We start from the raw sequence: 20,076 nt of genomic DNA on the forward strand, positions 1-20,076 counted from the left end.
TTGTGGTCACGATCCGTGTATGTGAAAAAAACCCGGTGTTCAAGAGGGGGCTTTCGTGAGGAGATTTTGTAGCCTTCTTATACTTCTGATACTGACGGTCACTTCAGCAGCGCTGATCTTTACTGCCTGTTATATAGTACCGTCCGTCCTTTTCGTCTATCGACCCTTTGCTATAAACGGTGAATACGTTTACAGTGTCCCAAAGGGCGCAAAGGCATCTCAGATCGTCACAGGCATTGCCCGGCTTTTGAACATGTCTGACCGGGACAGAGAAAAAATTTACTGGTTTGTGAAAATATCCGGTTACGCCAGGGGTCTTAAAAGCGGTGAGTATGCCGTATACACCTTCAGCACACCGAAAAGCCTCATAGAGAGGATATTTCGAGGCGATGTCATTCGCTACATCGTAACCATCCCCGAAGGGTCAACGATCTACGAGGTGGCAGAACGTGTCAACAGGACCGGACTTGCCAAAACCGAAGAAGTCATAAGGCTTGCTTCCGATCCACCGTTCATACGGTCTCTGGGAATTAACGCGACGACACTCGAAGGATATCTTTTTCCCGACACTTACATCTTCACCAGACTTGATAACGCAAAAACGATCTTGAAAACCATGGTTAGGACTTTCTGGAGGCGATTCCCGTCTGAGGGAGAAAGCAGAGCAAAAAAGCTCGGTATGACGTTACACGACGTTGTCACCATGGCATCCATCGTAGAAAAGGAGGCGGTAATGGATGATGAACGCCCGATCATTGCTGCCGTTTTTTACAACCGGTTAAAAAAGGGGATGCCTTTGCAGAGCGACCCAACGGCAGTTTACGATATACCCTTTTTCAGAGGGCCCGTAAAAAGGGACCACATCCTGCGCAAAACTCCCTATAACACCTATTTTATACGAGGATTGCCCCCTTCACCTATCTGCAATCCCGGCCTTGCATCGATAAAAGCCGCACTGTATCCTGCCAACGTTTCTTACCTTTATTTCGTGAGCCGGGGAGATGGACGACACATTTTCTCTGAGACCTACAGGGAGCATCTCCAGGCAATAAGAAGAGTGCGTGATTCAGAAAGGGCTTGCCAGGACCTTACCAGATCGGAAATAGAACCGGGAAAAACCGACGAGAACCCCACGGAGGAGTAATGGAAGAGGTAACCAGAGAGTCTTCCGGTGAGGAAGTCACAACCCTGATCCTTGCGGCCGGGCGTGGTACTCGAATGAAGGGTTTTTTAAACAACAAAACACTATTACCTCTTTTGCCCGGTACCAGTATCTTTGACGGTTCAAGGCCCTTCATTAAAGAGATCATTTCGCAGGTTCCAAAAGGCAGGGTTGCTATAGTCGTTCACCATGATGCGGAAACGGTTAAGGAGACACTGAAGGAGGAAAAAGTAGTTTACATTTATCAGCCGGAACTGAACGGCACCGGTGGTGCCCTTCTTGCCTCACGTGAATTTCTCGAAAAGGTCGAGACAAAATACGTTCTGATTACCATGGGAGATGTACCTCTTGTGCGATCTCACACCTATCGGCGCCTCATAAAGCACATCGACGCTACGGGATTTGAAGCCGCTCTGATAGCCTTCAGACCTTCGGATCCCAAGCAATACGGCCGGCTTTTGACGGAAGGTGAAAAAGTAAAGAGGATCGTCGAATGGCAATACTGGAAAGATCTGAGCAAGTCCGATCTCGAGATGATGAACCTTTGCAACGCCGGGATTTACGCCCTTCGCCGTGGTGAACTGCTGGCCTGCTGTAACGAGCTTTTCGATCGGTATCATTCGGTCAAAAAAAATATAGACGGAACCTGGCGGGAAATTAAGGAATATTTTCTCACCGATCTCGTTGAAATTATGAACGAAAAGGGAATGAACTTCGGCTTCATAGAGGTACCCGAGTGGGAGGTTATAGGAGCAGACACACCGGAAGCGCTTAGGAAAATTCAGGCTCTTTATGCCGGCCTGATAAGGTCAACGGTGCAATAAAGGGCAAATCTTCCGTTATGGCGCAAGACCTTCACGGGCACGTTGAAAGCTTCCTTCAGTATATCGTCCGTTAAAACCCGGTCGCTGGAGCCGCTGGCTATAAATCTGCCGGCCTTCATAACAACCGCTCCGGTAAAAAAAGGAGCGACCTCTTCAATGTGATGAGTAACCAGTAGTACGGCCATGGTCTTACGCCGGCCTGCTATGTGCTCCAGGGTTTTTAAGAAATACTCACGGGCCACAACATCAAGCCCGGCGCAGGGTTCATCCAGCAACAAAAGGTCTGGTTCGGAAATAAGGGCTCTTGCAAGAAGTACTCGTTGTTTTTCGCCCTGTGAAAGCACTCCGTAGGGTTTGTCCAGTAAAGAATCACACTGTACCACCCGGGCCCATCTTTCAACTGCATCAAAAGGAACTTCGCAACCGTAGACCTTCCCGAAAGAAGCCGAAACACCACCCGCTATTACATCAAAAACCTTCTGACCCGGTGGGATGAGTTCCTGAAGAAAAGATCCGACCCATCCTATTTTGCGCCTGAGGAGGCGAAGATCCACCGTGCCAAAGCGTTTCCCAAGGACTTCCACGGTTCCTGATGTAGGCCAAATGTAACCGGAGATAAGCTTGAGAAGTGTTGTTTTACCCGAGCCGTTCGGGCCCAAAATAACCCACCTATCACCCTGCTGAACTTCCCATGTGATGTGAGACAGAATCTTCTGCCCCGACCTTACAAAACATACATCCCGAAGAATCACGCTCACTTTTTTAGCATCCCCCTTTCGGCAAAAGAAAAGTATCCCGAATGAGTGATAATTAAGTGGTCCAGGAGTGCAATGTCCAGATTATGGAGCACATCAAAAAGCACCTTCGTAAGGTTTATGTCAGCCTGAGAAGGTTCAACCACGCCTCCGGGATGATTGTGCGCAAGGATTATTCCCGTTGCCTTGTGTTTTATGGCCGACTCCACAACCATTCTGGGAATGACGCTGACTCTGTTGACACTACCCTTCTGAACCAGCTCGATCGCAATGACCTCGTTACGGCTGTTCAGAGCCACAATCCAGAAGGACTCGTAGGGTCTGTCAACCCGGGGTCTCAGGAATTCTACCGCTTCCTGAACCGATGTAAGCCTGGGGCGCTCCCCTTTTTTGCTTTCTCCATAACGGGAGATAACCTCGGGTATCAGGGATAGAAACAGGGCCGCTTCGGGCCCAATTCCCTCAACAGACTGTAATAACTCCCTTGGAGCATCGAAAACCGCCGACAGACTACCGAACTCCCGGATAAGGCGCTTCGCCGTGCCCTTAACGTCTTTCCGGGGTATTACGTAAGTGAGCAACAGTTCCAGAACTTCATAATCCTGAAAACCGTCAAGACCCGATTTTTTAAAGCGCTCACGCAACCGCCTGCGATGACCCGCTACATCATTCGGATCAACGTTTAGGTTTCTTTCACTTCCCTTCATCCTTTATTTACTTTCTGTCGAAGCCTTTGCAACAATTGCTCGCTACTTTCTCTGACGAGAATATCGTTAAACTGGCTCCGATAATTCTGGATTAAGCTGACACCCTCAACTACAACATCATAAACCTTCCAGCCCTCAGGTTTCTTTTTAAGCCGGTATTCAACCACTACATCAGTATCCTTGTAACCTCTTACTACAGTCTTAACCAATGCATAAGGCTCCCTGATAACCTCGCCTTCGTATATGACCTCCTCGTTCCCGCCGCACGTGTAGGTCTCATATCTGTCTATGTAAGTCTCGAAAAGAAGCTCCCGAAAGAGATCTCTAAACTCCGAACGCTGTTCCGGAGTGAAAGATCTGACATGCCTTCCGAGAACCCTGATGGACATTTCATCAAAGTCGAAGTACTCGTCCACTATCTTCTCCAGCTCTGCGCGATACTCTGCGACTGTTAGAGTTTCACCGGGCTTGCAGGTGTTCAATATATTAAGAACTCTCTGAGTCCCGGACTTAATTACATCCATGGGGCCGGTTTCTCCGTGAACAGATGAAACTGCCGAAAACAGACCGATTAAAATCAGTGCCCCAAAGGTTCTTATTCTGTTGTAGAGCATAATGCACTCCTTAGCTTCGGTTATTGTTCCTTTGCAAAAACCTGAGCAAAGTTTCACTATCTTCAACACCTGCCACCACACAGGATTTATCTATTTTCTTCGCAATTCCCCCGAGAACCTGCTTTGGACCTACTTCAACGAAATGACTGTAACCATTACCTATAAACCATTCCATGCTTTGCCGCCACATAACGGAAGAGCTTATCTGCTTCCCGAGTTTATATCGCGCATCCTCACCATTACTGACAGGACGTCCGTCCAGATTTGCCACTATAGGTATGCGGGGATCTCTAAAATCGCACTTGTTCAAAAAATCCAGAAATTTTTCCTGAGCACCTTTCATGTACTTACTGTGCCAGGGGCCACTCACGTTAAGACGAATGCACCGCCTGACCTTGAGTTCCTTACACAGGCGTTCGGCGGCCTTTATCTCATCATAAGAGCCCGTGAGAATTATCTGGTCATAGGAATTAATGTTAGCAATCTCGGCACCTGACTCTATACATATTCTGGCAACCGTATCATCATCGGCGCCTATTACCGCCAGCATACCACCGGGGTTTTTCTGTGCTGCCTCATCCATGTATTCACCGCGAGCCTTAACCAGCTTAAGAACGTCATGCAGGGATAGCACACCGGCAGCGTACAATGCACTGTATTCCCCGAGGCTGTGTCCTGCCGCGGCTACCGGATATATACCGTGCATCTCAAGAACTCTGTAACAGGCTATATTAACAACGGTGATGGCCGGCTGGACATTTCTCGTTTTAACAAGCTCCTCCTCCGGGCCATCAAAACATAGCTTTACCAAATCCATTTTCAAAAGATCGCCGGCCTCCTCAAATAAACTTCGAATTTCTCTGTACTCTTCATAAAATATTTTTCCCATGCCAACATACTGAGATCCCTGACCCGGAAACAGAAACACCCACTTCATCATTTAAGAATCCTCCCTGCCATAACGAACCTGAATGTTGATGGCTGCATTTATCATGAGATATACCGTTGTCAAGAGCAAAGCCGAGCCTGTTCGAAAAAACGGATTTCAGGGGTGGCGGTAGTTGTATTTCAGGCGCAGTTGAGACGAGCATAACGGATTTGGTATCTTTGCAAGGGTAAGAAACATAAAGAAGAAAAGGAGGAAGAGGAGGAAGCAGAAGTTGAACAGGATTGCTTTCCCTATTACGTGCCCTGCTGCCCTTTCATAGGACCTGGCATTTTCTCTATTGCCATAACTGTTCTTTATTTGTGCCACGAGATGAGAGATGTGCCCATGTGAGATGTGAGATGTAAGATGTGAGATGTAAGATGTGAGCGTTTGGTAACACCTTTGGTGGTTCGGAACCACATCTCGCACCTCACGTCTCACGTCTCACATCTCATATCTTCAAGTTGTTCGATGCGATACCTCTTGACCCCTTTCTAAATAAGTTTAAGAATATCATCCCGATTAAAAGTCATGGGCTTTCCTCCTTTTTTCCTTAAGGGTTAACACTATTTACGGGAGGCAAGCCTCTTTTCCCCCTCATGTCAACCGGACACAATTAACGAAGCATTACCCAAGAAGCTGGTGCTCACTTGTCCTAAACTCACGGGGTTGAAATTGAGATACCTGCTCAACTTTGGGGGCGGTGTTGATGAAAGAAGGGATTTTTCGCATTATCCAGGGCTAACTGGATAATCGCACGGAGCCACGGGGAACAGGGAATAATAAATGTGAGATGAATGACGGAGGAACTCAATGTCTGCAACACAGGATGTTCGACAACTCAATGCCCATCTCCTGGCATTGGCACGGCAATATGCTGAGCAAATCCATGATACCCTAGGTGAGAACCTGGTCTCGGTGGTGCTCTTCGGATCGGTGGTTCGTGGTGAGACCGGTCCCTATTCTGACATCGACCTCTTCATTGTGCTGGAGGACGCGCCCCATGGCATGATCCGTCGCCGCGCCTTGCTGGAACCCGCGCGCGAGGCTCTCACCCCTGTGCTGGAGGAACTCTGGGATCAGGATATCTACACCGACTTTGTGGAGATTATCCGCACGCGCCATGAAGCTCAACATTTCCATCCCGTTTATCTGGACATGACCCAGGAATCTGTCCTGCTCTACGACAAAGAAGGCTTCATGGCAGGTGTACTGGAGCAACTCCGGAAGCGCCTTCAGTCTCTCGGCGCCCGGCGCAAACGTGTCGGCAGGGTGCATTATTGGGACCTCAAACCTGACCTTCAACCGGGCGAGGTAATTGAGCTATGAACAACCACGAAATGGCCCAAGCCATGTTGAAACGGGCCGCAGCCATCATGGAAGAAGCGCATTTTCTTTACGAAAGGGCTTATTGGAATCTGGTAGTCCGCCGTTGCCAGGAAACGGTGGAATCGGCCTTGAAGGCTGCGCTTATATGGGCTGGCATAGAAGTCCCGCGCAGTCATGATGTCGGTCCATGGCTTCGCCGAGAAGTCCATCGGTTTCCGGAGTTTTTTTCAAAAGGAGATACCAAGGTTGGCTTCCATTTCACGAGCCTTACGAGCAGAACAAGAGTTGAGTTTTTACGGAGATGAGGCCTCCGGCGTTTCCGCCGAGGAACTCTACTCCCAACAGGACGCGAAAATCAAACTGAAAGAAGCCGGAGAAGTGCTTTCGACCTGTCAGAGCCTGATTGTAGAAGGATGACAGGTGTCCCTATCCCCTCACTCGGTCTGGAGCACCGACCACCTGGACTCGAACGACCCGCTTCAGCAACGTTGGAACATCCGCCAGGTGCCGTTTCACGACCGCCCGGAGGATATCCACACCCTGGACCTCAAAGAAGTGGCCGGGTTGCCGGACGAAAAGGTACTACCCGTCCCGGTGTATAGGCTGTGGAACACGTTTTCGACCAGGAAAAGTTATCTCACGACTGTAGGCTACCCAATGAGTAACCTGCAAGACCTGAAAAAGCGGGAACTTGTCCTTATTGATCCGGACGTTATTGAGCCCCACAATCTCAACCGGATGCCCTACACGGTTGCTCAGGTAGGGATGCTCAAGGTTGAAGCCTTAGCAGAGCTTGTTGCCGAGCGGCGCCCGGCGTGCGTGCTGCATCTTTTTCCGTACATCTACCAGGAGGTGGAAGGACTGCTGCCGCCGAGGATCGATTGGTTTGTGGACTGCACCGATAACCTGCTGGTAAAAGAACGCGCGACAAAGGAGAAACTGTGGTGGTATCTGAAGCTCGGCTACGACGGCTTTTACATCACCTGGGACCGCACGGGCGAACTGCCCTGGGAGGACGGGGAAGTCCGGGGCTATGGCACGGTGCCGAGCTTTGTCGGCACGCCACAGTTCTTGGCCGCCCTGGCGGTGATCGTGATTACTGCGCGCCTTGACCTCGGCACCTACCTATATTCCGGTGACCTGCGGGAGGCGATCCGCCGTGTTTTTCAGCAGGCATAGACCAAGACCAGGCACGATGTGTAGCTCAGGCTAAGGAGGAGAGGACGAGATGATACCCTGCCCCTGGCCACAAAACCCTCTCAGAAAGCTACCCGCGCAGGTGGTAAGTGGAGATTTGCGGCTCACAGTCAATTCAGAGGCATCGGTATCCATCTCTCATCTCGGCACGGAGATGTCGGTTCCAGTCCGCTGTCGGCTGTGCCCTTTCCTCTTTGAGAGTGAGTGTTCCTACCCCCATTCGCCCGTCCTGCCTTCCGGTCGCACCCCAAAGCTTGCATCCTGGGCGTTGGGCGTTGGAGAGGGCCCCGAAGCGGCGGTCGAGGCCGCTTTTGGCAAACTACAGGCCTGGCTCGGGAAAGCCACTCCCGCTTACGTGATACTCGTTATGCTTTGCCCATGCCGGATCACCATCGCCGAGATAGAAGAAGCGCTGGAGAAGCTCGAGAACAGTCTGCCGGAGGAGACCAATCTCTGCTGGCACCTTGAACGGGCTGAAGGTGCGGCAAGCCTGGCCCTCCTCTGTGCCTGGACGGTGGGCTAACCGGGAGAGCAGTCTTTTGTCCATCGTCAGCGGCAAAAGATTGTGAGGTTCGTAGTAAATAAAAGGAGGAAAGGAAGACAATGGCTGCGGCGTATCCCCGGGCTACGAGTTATGCCCTGCAGTACCTTGAAGACTTAAAACACTTGATCAAAGCGGGAACGCCCCGCTTTGTCCAGGATTTTCTGAACCTCGCCCGCACGGCAGGACTGGAAGTCCGAACGATAGTGGTAGAAACCGCCGTTAATGAAGCAAAGATGCAGGAGATACTGGCTACTTGCCTTCAGTCCCACGCCTGCGGCTTACAGCGTGCCTTCGCCCGCGAGATGGAGCGGCTGTCCCGTCGGTCTGAAGAGGTGTCGCCGGAGAGCTGGGATCGGATTTTAACCCTGCTGCGCACCTGTCTTGCCGCCGGTTTTACAGTCACAGGGGTAGAGGGCGACCGGCTGGTATTGGGCAACTGCGACCGCCGTCGAATAAACACTTTCTGGAAGGAAGGGCGCCTTTACCGCTATGGCGACCGGCGCAGGGCGCTTCTCGTGCGGAAGATCCTTCTGGTGGTAGGCTCTCCGGTAAGAGGAGGCTTCACCGATTGGGAGTGCCTGGTTGACTGCGACCGTCACCCGAATGTGGGAAAAGACGGAAGGCTTTGCGCCGGGGAGCTACGGGGCCGTGACCTCCTGGCGGAAGACACGGTTAGGGCCATCGTAACTGCGGTGGAGGTACCGAGCCTGGACTCGGCCTACTGGCGACCGGGGGACGGTGAGCTTGAGCCGGCCTCTGACCCTGACGTGGTGGAGCCGCCCAATTGCCCGCGCTGCGGCCGTCCCGCCGAGATGGCTCTCGAGGAACGGCGCGTGGATGTGGAGACTTTCCGCACGGCCCATGGCCGCTCTGTAGCGGTGAAAATATGGCGCTGTGCCGGGTGCGGCTGGGCCGAACTCACGCCAGAATCGCAGAGGCTGCTCGAGGCCGAGCGCAGGGCCCTGCTTGAGGGCTACATCCCCCATAGTCATTGTGAGTGCTGCGGCTGTTGCACCGATACCTGTTACTGTTCCTGCTGCTGCAGCCCCTGAACACTTTCGGGAGGAAGTGCAATTGCCTTTAGAATACCCGAGGGTGAAGGTAATAAAGATCGGCACCCTGCGCCTGGAGCCTCACGAGCGGCCCGGGCCCACCCTTTTCGGTCTAAAGGGGGAGCTGGGCATAGGCGGCGGGTCTACCGTCACGCTGGTGGAAAGCGACCGGGTGGTTCTGGTGGATACAGGCTTTGACTTCGAGGAATGTGGAGACGAGACCAATCGGAAGCGAAACGCTGAGATACTGGAGTTCGCCCTGCGGTCTTCTGGTGTTGCGCCGGAAACGGTGGACGCAGTTTTTATCACCCACTGGCATCGCGACCACTTCGGCAACCTGAGCCTCTTCCCCCGGGCCGAGCACCTGGTTTCTGTTCCTCTTTGGGAAAAACTGGGACGGCCGGGATTTAGGCCGGTAAAAGACGGCGAAGAGATTGCAGACGGCGTTAAGGTTATTTACACCCCCGGCCACACCGACCATCACGCTTCGGTGCTCGTCGCCGGACGTCTGGCCGGGCTGCGGGCCCGTATTGCCGTGGCAGGTGATGCGGTCATCTCTTACAGTTACTTCGCCCAGGGAAAGATATGGCGCCATAACGCAGACTTTTACGATCACCGTCAAGCTCTGGAGAGCCAAACCAGGTTAGCCGAGCTCTCCGATATTATCATACCGGGTCACGGCGTCCCGTTTGCGACTGCTCCCCGGCCGAAGAAGCCTTTAGTCCTGAAACATCCATCCTGTTAAGGAGGACATTGTGCAATGATCAAAAAAGTCTTTTTAAAGTATCTTGACCGGGCCTTGGCCGCCCTTGTCTGCCTGCCGCCGGAAGTAGCGGAAGCGGTGGGCTTCAAGTTCAAAGGCTTAGGATGGCTTTTCGAGCTGGTGCGTCCCCTTCCCTATACCTTGCATGCCCCTCTTGCGGCTGCCAGAAGAAGCAAGAAAGACCTGACTACGTATTACGCAGGAGACATTTTATTCGCTCAAGTTTTCCATTTTTTGTAAACGCCTACTGGAAGTTCTAGGGTTTTCAAAGGTTTATTGTTCCACATAGTGTAACTGTATATTTAAATCCGTTTTATTCTTGACACATATGGAGGTGATCTGTGAAATGTAATTGTTATGGAGACAAAAGGAACCGGAACAATAATAGCAAGAAAACGGGGCAACAGGAAATATTACTATTACTCCCGGTCTTACCGTGTAAAGGTCGATCCCAATGCTACGGGAAAGACCAGTGAAAAAATCAGGAATTCCCGCACCCATCGCACCAGGTGCGGTTGGTGTTTGGACAGCGCCAGTCGTCGTCTCCGCAGAAAATCAGCATAACCATTAAGCTTCCGCTCAAGTTCTCTCTCGACTCGATTCATAATTACAATCCTAATTATACACAATCTCCATAACATCAAAATATCCATGCTATGGTAATCGGCAACCTGATGCCGGTCAGGTGATTTTTCCTTGGATTTTCCCTTGACAATGGGCGAGCAGCAGTTAAGACAATAAAAGTTAGTTCCGTGGAGTTGTAAGGAGTCGTCGCCGAATAAACGGAGATTGTGTAGAATAAGAGGTTAGCCTAATGGAGAAAATTTGATGAAATTATGGCGTGTTCATTTACGTCCAGATGCAGATGGAGTTGATCCGGTTGACGTTTGTATTCAGCAAGAAGTAATTGGTATTGGATGGCGTGTATCGAAAAGACCTTCCAACAGAGATGAATACTGGGCTCTAGGTGAAAAAGAATATGGGGATATAGGATGGTCTCGCGCAGCTAATGCTATAGGTTGGAGGATGGAGATTGGTGATCTCGTATGGGTAAGAGATTTCTTTGGAATATATTATGTTGGTAAAATAACAGGTGAATGGGAGTACGGTGATAATCCAGACAACCTGAAAGCTGATATTATTAACATTCGACCTTGTAAGCTTTATCGGGTGGGAACTAATGTAGCTGTCAAAATCATAAACTCTTTCAGACCATCTGCGACAGTCCAACGAATTCATGACGAAACAGCCGAGCTATTTTCGGTTTTTGTCTATAATAAAGTAGCAAACGATAGTCTTCCTCTTCCTCCAATTAAAAAAATTGATATTTACAGCCTGTTATCTGATGTTGATCTGGAAGATATTGTGAGTCTTTATCTCCAGAAAGAAAAAGGCTTGCTATTTATACCCAGTTCCCGATCAAGAAGAAACGACACAATTTCGTACGAATATCAACTTGTTGATCCTCAAAATGCACAGCCAGTATTCGTCCAGGTAAAAAGTGGTGACATTGTCCTTAATCCAAGCAAGTATTATAAATTTCCACACAAGTTTTACCTATTTAGCCCTGCTGGTTATACAGAGACATCTCAACGAGAGCATATTATTTGCATTGACAAAAAGGACATTGATATATTTTTGGAGTCAACGCGTAATCTTTTACCACTGAATATTTCTGCCTGGTTTGATTTGAGAGATATGCTAGAAAAATAAATATGAGAAAGGGCTAACAAAGCACTGCACTGGATGGCTATTCCGCTGCGCTCCATAGCGGCAGGTGAAATTCGTCGTTAGCCCGCCATCCACCAAAGTGAGTGTGGGTAACAAATCATGAAGGAGGTTGAAATGGCAGAACCCACAGATGGCTGTGTCAAGCCGGCGCGCGGGCCAATCGTACCGGCCATTGAATCCTCGGTTTCCTCCGAGGACAGTATACCTGCAAAGGAGGTCAAGATGATAGCACGAGTTGGTCAAGAGGCCATTGATTTTGAGGCCAATGCCTACATTGAAGCTCAAGTTTTCCATAATTAACAATTCAAGCATCTAAATGCCAGTAATTGTTATCAAAAATGTGTAATGGTATGCAAAAAACAAGAAGATTCCTTTTATATTCCTGGATTGATAAGTATGCTACAAAGCCAGGGTTTCAGCTAACATATTGAAATCACACGCTTTCTTCAATGGCATTACACCATATCTATAATAATTTCCAGTGGTTATGTCATTGTATGGAAAACTTCAGTTCTTATTGCCCTTAAAGTAACCTCTGTCCGCTCTTCGTGATCAGGCATCACTAACCGGGCGAAGGGGTCATCTCTTCTTAATGGCTTCCCGCCTGGCGCTTAAAATAAAATTCAGTCCTTTCTAAACACATTCTTTTCACGGAGATTTTTGGCAATCTACTCATACAGCAATCGGCATTGCTTCGAATTTCTCTTGAAGCCTGATGAAGCATTATACCAGGCCAGCCGGCCCTGTCGCAGCACTTACGATTCTTTCCTCTTCCCGGCGTCTTCGTCCGGCCGTCTCGCTCATACCACGAATAAAAATGCTTACACAATATTTTTCACAGGTGCCTGAGTCGCATGGCGTCCCCTCCTGCACGGGGAGGGGCATGTTCGGAAAGACGCTTCCCGGACGGGGACAAATCCTGCTCCCGCAGTCTACAGGAAATATGAAACATGGGGATCTTTCTTTTCGTTCCCGAGCCGTTGGGGCGAAGAATCCTTCGCCCCCACAATGCAGTGCCTCCGGGGAAACGTTTCATCCTCTATCGTCACGGATGATCTCCTTGCTCATAGCGCAGCCCTTAGGGCTGCGGAGAAATCCCCGGTCGTCGGATAGGCCTCGAAGACGCCCTGCCACTTCAAGGGGTTACGATGGCCCTTTCCGCTGGGCTGAATCCCCGCGGCAACGAGGTGATTGGAAATTCCCGGCCTCTTGAGCCTCAAAACCATTCTGGGGCAGGGGCTTACCTCCACAGGCGGGCGGCCAGCCGTCCCAGGTCGTCCAGGAGCGTATAGGTCACCGGCGTGATCACCAGGGTCATGACCGTTCCCACCAGCAGACCGAAGCCGGCCGCCGTGGCCAGTGGCGACATGCGCTCGAGACCCACCGCGGTTTCCAGGATCATGGGCAGCATGCCCACGAAGGTGGAGACGGTGGTCATGAGCACGGGCCGAAGCCGAAGGCGCACCGCCTGCTCTAGGGCCTCGTTGCGATCCATCCCTTCCGCCAGGGCCTGGCGGATGAAATCGATGAGGAAGATGGAGTTGTTGATGACCACGCCCGCCAGCAGCAGGATCCCCATCACGGCGGGCATGCACATGGGCTTTCCCAAGAGCAGCAGGCCCCACATGGATCCGATGACGGCCAGCGGAATGGCCACCAGAATCGGAAGCGGCAGGCTGAAGGAGCGAAAGGTTCCCACGAGAAGCACCACGAGGAGGACCAGTCCCAGCAGCACCGCCTTCATGACCCGCTGCATGCTCTCCCTCATGTCCGCCGCCGTCCCGCTCACCTTGATGTGCAGGTTGCCCGGAAGCTTCACCTCTTTCAGCCGCGCACCGATCTCACCCAAAACCTGGTTGATCCTCCGGGTGCGGTTGTAGGCCGTGATGTCGATGGTGTTCTGAAGGTCCTCGCGCGTGATGAGCGTCTGCGTGGTGCTCCGCCGGATCTCCGCCAGAGTTCGAAGGGGCACGGGCCCCTTGGGCGTGGCGATCGGAATCTCTCCCAGCCGTTTGGGCGATCGAACCCACACATCGTCGTAGGCCACGCGTATGGGAATGTCCAGAAACCCCTTCAAGCGGAGCCCGGAAACGGGCACGCCCCCCACCGCGGCGCGGAGCGCCGAAGCCACGTCCGCCGGACTGACATCGTAAAGGCGCGCCGTTCGGGGATCCACGCGCACGTGGACCTCCTCCTTGTCCAGCCACCAGCCGGGCACCACGTCCACCAAACCCGGTACGCCCTCAAGCTTTTCCATGATCCGGGCCGCGGCTCGGCTCAGATCCTCCGCCCGATGCCCTCCCATCACCACCAGATCGATGGGCGCCCGGGACGTGGCCATGGGCGTCGCTCCGTACTCGTAGATCTGAAGCGATCGGATGCCGGGAAGAGCGGAAATCTTCTCGCGCCACTCGTCTTCGATCTCCCAGATGGTGCGGTCCCGCTGATCGCGGGTGGTGAGCGTGACGATGAGAAAGGCCTTCTGAGCCGTCTGGCCGCCCGCTCCGAAGGAAATCTCCCCCGGTTCCGACCCCACCACGGACGAGATCATGCGCACACTGGGTTCTTCCCGGAGGATCCTTTCCACCTGCGTGAGGGTCTTTTCCACCTGAGCCACCGACGCCGACGGGGGAAGCTCGAAGAGGATGTTCATGATGCCCGTGTCCATGGGCGGCATGAGTTCCCGGCCGATGAGCGGCGGAACGATCTTCATGGTGAGGACGAAGCAGACGACGGCCGCCGCCATGGCAAGCCAGCGTCTTCCAAGGGCCGCGCGAAGCACCCTGACGTAGAAGTCCGCCAGGGCGTCCACCGCCGCGTTGAAGGGGAGAACCGAACGCTCCAAGAAGTTTCGTCGGCGTCCGCTGCGGTCCGCCCCTCCGATGAGCTTCAGGGCCAGAGGAGGCACCACGAAGACGGCCACCAGCAGGGATCCCACCAGGGCGTAGGCCAGAGTGAGCGTGAAGCGGCGAAGCACCTGCTGTACGTACCCGCCCGAAAACATGATGGGGATGAGCATCACCACCGTGGTGAGCATCCCCGCCGTAATGGAAAGAAGTATCTCCCCCACGGCCCCTTCCACGCACTGCCGGGCGTCGTGGGGGCAGATCTTCTGGTGGCGATGGATGTTTTCCACCACCACGACCGTGGCATCCACCACCATCCCCGTGGCGATGATGAGGCCCGAAAGGGTCACGATGTTCAGCGTATGCCCCGTAAGACCCAATATGGCAACGGCGAAAAGAAACGACAGGGGAATGCTCACCAGCGCAATGGTGGATGAGCGTACATCCGCCAGGAACAGAAAGATGATGAGGACGGTGAGGGCGATGGACATGTAAAGGGAGGCGCGCATGCCGGTGGTGTTCCGGTCGATGAGAGGCTGCTGGTCGTTGGTGATTTCGAACCGAATATCCGGCCAGCGCTCCTGCATTCGGGGAAGCGCCGCCTTCACCGTTCGGATGACCGCCATGACGTTGCCCCCGTCCGCCCGGAGCACATTGACGGCGATGGCCGGTTCCCCGTTTCCATGATAGAGGCTCCGAAGGTCCTCGATGCCCAGCTCCACGCGCGCCACATCCCGCACGCGCACATGGGCGTCCCGGCTCCTTTTGACGACGCAGTCGCGGATGTCCCGAAGATCCCGAAACTCCCCGATGGTCTTGACCAGAGCCTCGCCGTCCTCGTTTTCCATGAGTCCCGCCGGTGTGGTGATGTTTTGCGCCCGGATGGCGTCCATCACATCTTTGGCCGTCAGACCGTAGGCTTCCAGGCGATCCCGGTCGAGCCAAACGTTCACCTGCATGCGGTGGCCACCGAAGGTGTCCACATCCGCCACACCCGGCAGATTCAAGAGGAAGTCCTTGATGTCGTTGTCGGCCAGAAGCCGGATATGGGGGAGGTCCAAGGAAGAGCCGGGCTTGGGGCGAAGGGCCAGGGTGAGCACCGGTCGGGTGGCGTCCGTCACGGGATAGATGCGCGGTTCCAGGATGTCGGCCGGCAGTTGCGCCCGGATGCGGCTCAGGGCGTTTTGGATGTCCACCACCGCCTGGCCCACGGGCTTCCCGTAGCCGAACTGGGCGTTGATGGAGGCCACCTCATCGCGTGATGTGGACGAAAGTTTGGTGAGCCCCGAGATGCTCGCCAGTTCCTTTTTCACCACTTCCGTGATGCGCCGGCTCACATCCACGGCGGCGGCGCCCGGTTCCACGATGATGACCGCCGCCTGGGGCGGGTTGGTGTCGGGAAAGTATTCCGTGGGCAGGGTGAAGAAGGCCCGAAGTCCCACCACGGCCGTGAGAAGCGCTCCCACCAGCACGGCCCACGGGTTTCGCAGGGCCCATCCGTGCGGACTCATGCCCCCACCTCCTCCGTCACCGCCATGCCTTCATGCCAACGAATCCACTGCAGGTATTCACCCACGGCCACCGATTCGTCTTCCCGCAGGTCCCCCTCCACCAGCGCCCGGTCTTCCGTCATGAAGACCACACGCACCGGGATCTTCTGCAATCGTCCGGAGCGAACGGCAAAAACGAAGGACCTTCCGTCCGTTTCCACCACCGCCCGGCGAGGGACCGTCACGCCTGTGCCTTCCCGTACCGCCACATCCAGGCCGAAATAGGACCCCGGCCGCACGGGCTGCGAACAGTTCCAGGGGATGTCCGCCTCCACCCGCACCGACTTGCTCCCTTCCAGGGCGGGAAACACCCGGCTGATGAAAGCCTCCTCGGGCAAAGGGGACATGCCTTCCGGCCGGTGAATCAGGACCTTCAGGCCCGGGCGCATTAGCCCCAGGTCTTCCTGTACCGCCTCAAAAACGATCTTGGCCGACGAACAGTCCATGAGCTCCAGGAGCGGCTGGCCGGGCTTGGCCAGGTCCCCCGCGTCCACCAGACGCCGTGTCACCACTCCGGAAACGGGGGCGACGATGCGAGTGTAGGAAAGCCTGGTCAGGGCCTCGTCCCGTTGCGCCTCAGCGGCTTCCCTCTCCCGGCCAACGCTCCGTAGCTCCGCCAGCATGGAATTCAGCGCTCCCACCGCCGTGTCCAGCCGGTTTCGGGAGGCATCCAGGGCCGAAGCGCTGATCCCCTTTTTTTCGTAAAGTTTTCGATCCCGTTCAAATTCGGTGCGCAGAAAGGCCACGTTTTGACGAGCCGCCGCGATGGACGCTTCCAGGGACGCCTGCTTGGCTTCCAGGGATTCCACCCGAGCCGTGAGGGCGCGCACTTCCGCCCGGATGTCCCGATCGTCCAGTTCCACGAGCAGGTCCCCTTCCCGGACCGTATCTCCTTCATCCACCCGCACATTCACCACGGACGCCGTGATGCGGGGTGCCACTTTCACCGTCGCGACCGTTTCCAGGTGCCCCAGATAGTGCACCGTGTCGCGCAGGGTTTCGGCAACGGCCCGGCCCACTTGGACGGGAACGGGCCTCGGCTTCCATCGGGGCGCAGACGCCAGCCTTCTTCGCGCCTTTTTCACGCCCATGGCCAGTCCCACCACCACGAGAAGACAAATCCCCACAACCATAAGCCTTTTGGCGATGCGCTTGGTTCCCATTTTCTCCTCTCACTTTTCACTTTCACCCCGGGTCACGGCCGGGCTTCGTCACTTTCCGCTGGCGAGGCGGGTGAGATCCTCTCCCACGGCCCGACGCCATTCCAGAAGGGCCAGTTGAGCGTCCACCTGGGCCTGGCTGTATTCCACCTGAGCCTGCAGCAAGGCCGCCTGAGCGTCCAGGACGTCGTTTATCGTGTTCTTACCCGCCTGGTATTTATCCTGTTCGATACGAAGGGTCTCCTCGGCCACCGCCACAGCGGACCGGGTGACCTGAAGGCGATCCACGCTGTCCCTCAATCGCGCGTGAGCCCGCTCCACCTCTTCCCGGATCTTAAGATCCACGGCCCGAAGGCGCTCCTGCGCCTGCTTTTCCCGGAGACGGGCCTGGCGAATTGACGCCTGAACGGCACCTCCTCGAAAGAGCGGCAGGGTGGCCTGGATTCCGGCCGCCCAGGTGTCTTCATGATCGATGGCACCGGCAGGGCCGTCCTGATCGTAGGGAAGACCGCTTCGCAGCCCGTAGCGGCCGAAGGCCTGGATCCGCGGAAAGACATCGGCCAGGGCCACTCGAACCGCCTGGCGCGCCTGCTCCAGGTTGAGCACCGCCGTTTTGTGTTCGGGACGTGCCTGCAGGGCCTCCGCCAGGCCCTCTTCAAGGGAGGGAATCCTCACCTCCGGTGTCTCCAGGGTTCCGGCGATGTCGAAGTCGGGGCGACTGTTGAGATCCAGGCCCATCAACCGCCCGAGAAAGACCAGAAGAACCCGGCGGTCCGCTTCCAGAGAGGAGATCTTCTGGTCCAGACTGGCCAGACGCACCCGGATTTTCATGTGATCCACGGGGGCCGCCCGGCCCACTTCCAGCTGATGCCTCACCAGCTCTTCCTGGGCGGCCAGGGCACGGCGCGATCCCCGAGTGGCTTCCAGCACGCGATCCAGCTGGAGGATCTTATAGTAGGCGGACGCCACGTTCAGGACCAAATCCTGGCGGCCGGCGTCAAAGCGCGAAACCGCCGCGTCCTTTCCCAGTTCCGCGATCCGCACCTGAGCCCACCGTCTTCCGCCTTCGAAGAGCGGCAAACGAGCCGTTATGGCCGTATCGAACAGGTCCCGGTCGAAAACGCCCGGTTCGTTGTTGGCATGGGCCGCCACCACCCTTTGGGGCTCCCCGTAGCGGGTGTAGGAAGATTCCAGGTCGAGGGACGGGAAAAAGGCGGCACGGCTTTTCGTGATCTCCTCATCGGCCGCTCGAATCCCCAGTTCCAGCTCCCGAACCTCGGGGTTCTTGGCCAGGGCCTTCGCCACACAGGCGGCCAGATCGAAAGTCTCGGAGCCGGCGCCTGCCGGGCTCGTAAGGCCCAGAACGAGCACCAGGCATAGAGCTAGGGCGGAAACACGGAAGATGATCATGGCTGGTCTGTCCTCCATCTTGAGCGCCTTTCCCACGGGGTCGGCGGCCCCCAGCGATCCTTGGCACCTCTTGCTCTCTCGGTTACCGTCCATCCCGGGGCTTCATGGAGCAAAGTCCTGAAGCCACAGGAGAGGCTCTCCAAAAAACGCAAGGGTGACCGGTTTTCCCCTCTCGCAACCCCTGGGGCTACGGAGGAGCGCCGGACATCCGATGGGTCATCGCGCACCGCTTGCCGCATCCAGGGGTTGTGGTGGCTTCTTCCTGCCGCTCCGAAAGGAACGGATACTTCTTGATATCTTGAGCCGAAAAGCTCATCTCACATAGTCTCCTACGCAAAGACCGCTGCTCCCGGTCGACGTCGCCGAGCTAGCTGGAAAGAAAGGGCCGAACGATGAAATAGATTCCCAGCACAGCGATGGCCCCTCCGGCCGCCCGACGAAACCATTGGCTCCTCTCCTGAAAAACGCCGTTTTCCATGACCTTCCGGATGAGGGCGGTGAAGCTTCCCGCCACCGCGATGGGCAGGCAGTGTCCGATGCCGAAAGAGAGGATGTATCCCAGGCCGGTGAGGATCTTCTGCTGGATGGTGATGACGGCCAGGATGGGGGCGATGAAACCGAAGGTGCACGAACCCGAAAGCACGCCGTAGGAAAGCCCCAGAACCAGCGCGCCCGGAAGACCCCGCAATGGGAAACGGCCCAGATTGGCACCGGGCAGCCGACAGATCGGGACTCCCATCATGTCGCAGGCCACCCAAAGCAGCACCAGGCCCACCAGGATGGTCCAGTAGGGACTCACGTCCCCCAGCATCCGGCCCAGCAAGGCGCAGACGGCTCCGATGACGGCAATGGTGATGAAGAGCCCCAGGGTAAAAACGACGGCATACCGAGCCGCCTCCCGGGGTTCGAGAAGCCGGTTTTGGCCGGCCACGTAGCTCACCACCAAGGGAATGGACGCCATGTGACAGGGACTCAGGGCCACCGAAATCATCCCCCACAGAAAGCACCCCAGAAAGGCCAGGGCCCCCTGCCCGCTCATCCATTGATTGACGGCGATAAAGAATTGATCCATCCCGTCCCTTTCTCCAGGCTCATTCCACTCCCAACTTACGGAACACGCGGACGATGCTCTCTTTGTCCATAAACCCCACGTGCCGGAACACCTCCCGGCCTTCCTTGTCGTAGAAGATCTGCGTGGGGATGGCGCGGATCCCGAACCGTCGGGCCGCCTCCCGGTTTTCCCATACATCGATGAAAAGTACGGCGGCCCTTCCATCATATTCCTTCCTGAGCTCGTCCAGGATGGGAGCCATCATCTTGCAAGGGATGCACTTGTGCGCCCCCAGATCCACCAGCGTGACCATCCCGGGAACGGGTATCTCGGTTCTGGAATCATCCTGGGCCCGGGCCCAGGGGCCAATAACGCCCGCCAGAACGAGAACCGCCAACACCCACATCGCCGTTCGCTTCATCATCAGCCTCCGTCTTGGACGTTGAAATCATG

At 55.0% G+C, this 20,076-nt stretch carries 21 protein-coding genes; 11 read left to right on the top strand and 10 right to left on the bottom strand.

All coding sequences use genetic code 11. The annotated features are described in order from the left end of the window. Positions 1-55: 55 nt before the first annotated feature. Both mltG and BM091_RS11285 read left to right on the top strand, forming a co-directional pair. Positions 56-1,144 carry an endolytic transglycosylase MltG gene (gene mltG / locus BM091_RS11280; RefSeq protein ID WP_093395868.1) on the top strand — a complete coding sequence of 363 codons (1,089 nt, stop codon included), beginning with the start codon at positions 56-58 and terminating at the stop codon, positions 1,142-1,144. Next, a complete protein-coding gene (locus BM091_RS11285) occupies positions 1,144-1,986 on the top strand; it encodes an NTP transferase domain-containing protein (protein WP_093395870.1) in 843 nt (280 codons plus the stop codon). The genes mltG and BM091_RS11285 overlap by 1 nt, the downstream gene beginning before the upstream one ends. Here the strand turns inward: BM091_RS11285 and BM091_RS11290 are convergent. From BM091_RS11290 to fabD, 4 genes are read right to left on the bottom strand one after another with little or no spacing between them, the layout of a single operon-like run. Beyond that, positions 1,953-2,744 (bottom strand): ABC transporter ATP-binding protein, encoded by a 792-nt coding sequence (locus tag BM091_RS11290; protein ID WP_093395872.1) that lies wholly within the window; start codon positions 2,742-2,744, stop codon positions 1,953-1,955. The genes BM091_RS11285 and BM091_RS11290 overlap by 34 nt on opposite strands. Next, positions 2,741-3,448 (bottom strand): RadC family protein, encoded by a 708-nt coding sequence (gene radC / locus BM091_RS11295; RefSeq protein WP_093395873.1) that lies wholly within the window; start codon positions 3,446-3,448, stop codon positions 2,741-2,743. Before radC ends, BM091_RS11290 begins: the two co-directional genes overlap by 4 nt. Further along, positions 3,445-4,062 (bottom strand): MlaC/ttg2D family ABC transporter substrate-binding protein, encoded by a 618-nt coding sequence (locus BM091_RS11300; RefSeq protein ID WP_093395875.1) that lies wholly within the window; start codon positions 4,060-4,062, stop codon positions 3,445-3,447. Before BM091_RS11300 ends, radC begins: the two co-directional genes overlap by 4 nt. A gap of 10 nt (positions 4,063-4,072) precedes the next feature. Continuing rightward, on the bottom strand, positions 4,073-5,002 hold the full coding sequence (fabD, locus tag BM091_RS11305) for an ACP S-malonyltransferase (RefSeq protein WP_093395876.1): 930 nt from the start codon (positions 5,000-5,002) through the stop codon (positions 4,073-4,075). 801 nt (positions 5,003-5,803) lie between these two features. Here fabD and BM091_RS11310 point away from each other — a divergent pair. The 7 genes from BM091_RS11310 to BM091_RS11335 all read left to right on the top strand — a co-directional run bounded on the left by BM091_RS11310 (position 5,804) and on the right by BM091_RS11335 (position 10,115). Then, entirely contained in the window at positions 5,804-6,319 is a 516-nt protein-coding gene (locus BM091_RS11310) for a nucleotidyltransferase domain-containing protein (protein ID WP_093395878.1), read from the top strand. Next, positions 6,316-6,624: a HEPN domain-containing protein gene (locus BM091_RS11315; protein ID WP_218148889.1), complete on the top strand. Its 309-nt coding sequence runs from the start codon at positions 6,316-6,318 to the stop codon at positions 6,622-6,624. The genes BM091_RS11310 and BM091_RS11315 overlap by 4 nt, the downstream gene beginning before the upstream one ends. Positions 6,625-6,739: 115 nt before the next feature. Then, on the top strand, positions 6,740-7,498 hold the full coding sequence (locus BM091_RS11320) for a ThiF family adenylyltransferase (RefSeq protein WP_093395879.1): 759 nt from the start codon (positions 6,740-6,742) through the stop codon (positions 7,496-7,498). 49 nt (positions 7,499-7,547) lie between these two features. Further along, a complete protein-coding gene (locus BM091_RS11325) occupies positions 7,548-8,039 on the top strand; it encodes a hypothetical protein (RefSeq protein WP_093395881.1) in 492 nt (163 codons plus the stop codon). A gap of 80 nt (positions 8,040-8,119) precedes the next feature. Continuing rightward, positions 8,120-9,112: a hypothetical protein gene (locus tag BM091_RS13980; RefSeq protein ID WP_177193631.1), complete on the top strand. Its 993-nt coding sequence runs from the start codon at positions 8,120-8,122 to the stop codon at positions 9,110-9,112. Positions 9,113-9,134: 22 nt separating this feature from the next. Then, on the top strand, positions 9,135-9,857 hold the full coding sequence (locus BM091_RS11330; protein WP_177193632.1) for an MBL fold metallo-hydrolase: 723 nt from the start codon (positions 9,135-9,137) through the stop codon (positions 9,855-9,857). Between the two features lie 15 nt (positions 9,858-9,872). Then, the gene (locus BM091_RS11335) at positions 9,873-10,115 is read left to right on the top strand and encodes a hypothetical protein (RefSeq protein ID WP_093395884.1); all 243 of its coding nucleotides are present in this window, start codon (positions 9,873-9,875) and stop codon (positions 10,113-10,115) included. Between the two features lie 191 nt (positions 10,116-10,306). Here BM091_RS11335 and BM091_RS13985 read toward each other — a convergent pair whose 3' ends face one another. Next, on the bottom strand, positions 10,307-10,480 hold the full coding sequence (locus BM091_RS13985; RefSeq protein WP_177193633.1) for a hypothetical protein: 174 nt from the start codon (positions 10,478-10,480) through the stop codon (positions 10,307-10,309). A gap of 223 nt (positions 10,481-10,703) precedes the next feature. On the opposite strand from BM091_RS13985, the gene BM091_RS11345 reads away from it, so the two are divergent. Together BM091_RS11345 and BM091_RS11350 are read left to right on the top strand one after the other, a co-directional pair. Next, positions 10,704-11,588, top strand: coding sequence for a hypothetical protein (locus tag BM091_RS11345; RefSeq protein WP_093395887.1), 885 nt, complete (start codon positions 10,704-10,706; stop codon positions 11,586-11,588). Positions 11,589-11,705: 117 nt separating this feature from the next. After that, the gene (locus tag BM091_RS11350) at positions 11,706-11,906 is read left to right on the top strand and encodes a hypothetical protein (RefSeq protein WP_143083142.1); all 201 of its coding nucleotides are present in this window, start codon (positions 11,706-11,708) and stop codon (positions 11,904-11,906) included. Positions 11,907-12,846: 940 nt separating this feature from the next. Here the strand turns inward: BM091_RS11350 and BM091_RS11355 are convergent. The 5 genes from BM091_RS11355 to BM091_RS11375 all read right to left on the bottom strand — a co-directional run bounded on the left by BM091_RS11355 (position 12,847) and on the right by BM091_RS11375 (position 20,044). Then, on the bottom strand, positions 12,847-15,963 hold the full coding sequence (locus tag BM091_RS11355; protein ID WP_093395890.1) for an efflux RND transporter permease subunit: 3,117 nt from the start codon (positions 15,961-15,963) through the stop codon (positions 12,847-12,849). After that, positions 15,960-17,165 (bottom strand): efflux RND transporter periplasmic adaptor subunit, encoded by a 1,206-nt coding sequence (locus BM091_RS11360; RefSeq protein WP_093395892.1) that lies wholly within the window; start codon positions 17,163-17,165, stop codon positions 15,960-15,962. Before BM091_RS11360 ends, BM091_RS11355 begins: the two co-directional genes overlap by 4 nt. A gap of 48 nt (positions 17,166-17,213) precedes the next feature. Next, the gene (locus BM091_RS11365) at positions 17,214-18,572 is read right to left on the bottom strand and encodes a TolC family protein (RefSeq protein WP_177193634.1); all 1,359 of its coding nucleotides are present in this window, start codon (positions 18,570-18,572) and stop codon (positions 17,214-17,216) included. 367 nt (positions 18,573-18,939) lie between these two features. Beyond that, a complete protein-coding gene (locus tag BM091_RS11370; protein WP_093395895.1) occupies positions 18,940-19,644 on the bottom strand; it encodes a cytochrome c biogenesis CcdA family protein in 705 nt (234 codons plus the stop codon). A gap of 19 nt (positions 19,645-19,663) precedes the next feature. After that, the gene (locus tag BM091_RS11375; RefSeq protein WP_093395896.1) at positions 19,664-20,044 is read right to left on the bottom strand and encodes a thioredoxin family protein; all 381 of its coding nucleotides are present in this window, start codon (positions 20,042-20,044) and stop codon (positions 19,664-19,666) included. Between the last annotated feature and the right edge of the window lie 32 nt (positions 20,045-20,076).

Source organism: Thermodesulforhabdus norvegica (genome assembly GCF_900114975.1).
GTDB lineage: Bacteria > Desulfobacterota > Syntrophobacteria > Syntrophobacterales > Thermodesulforhabdaceae > Thermodesulforhabdus > Thermodesulforhabdus norvegica.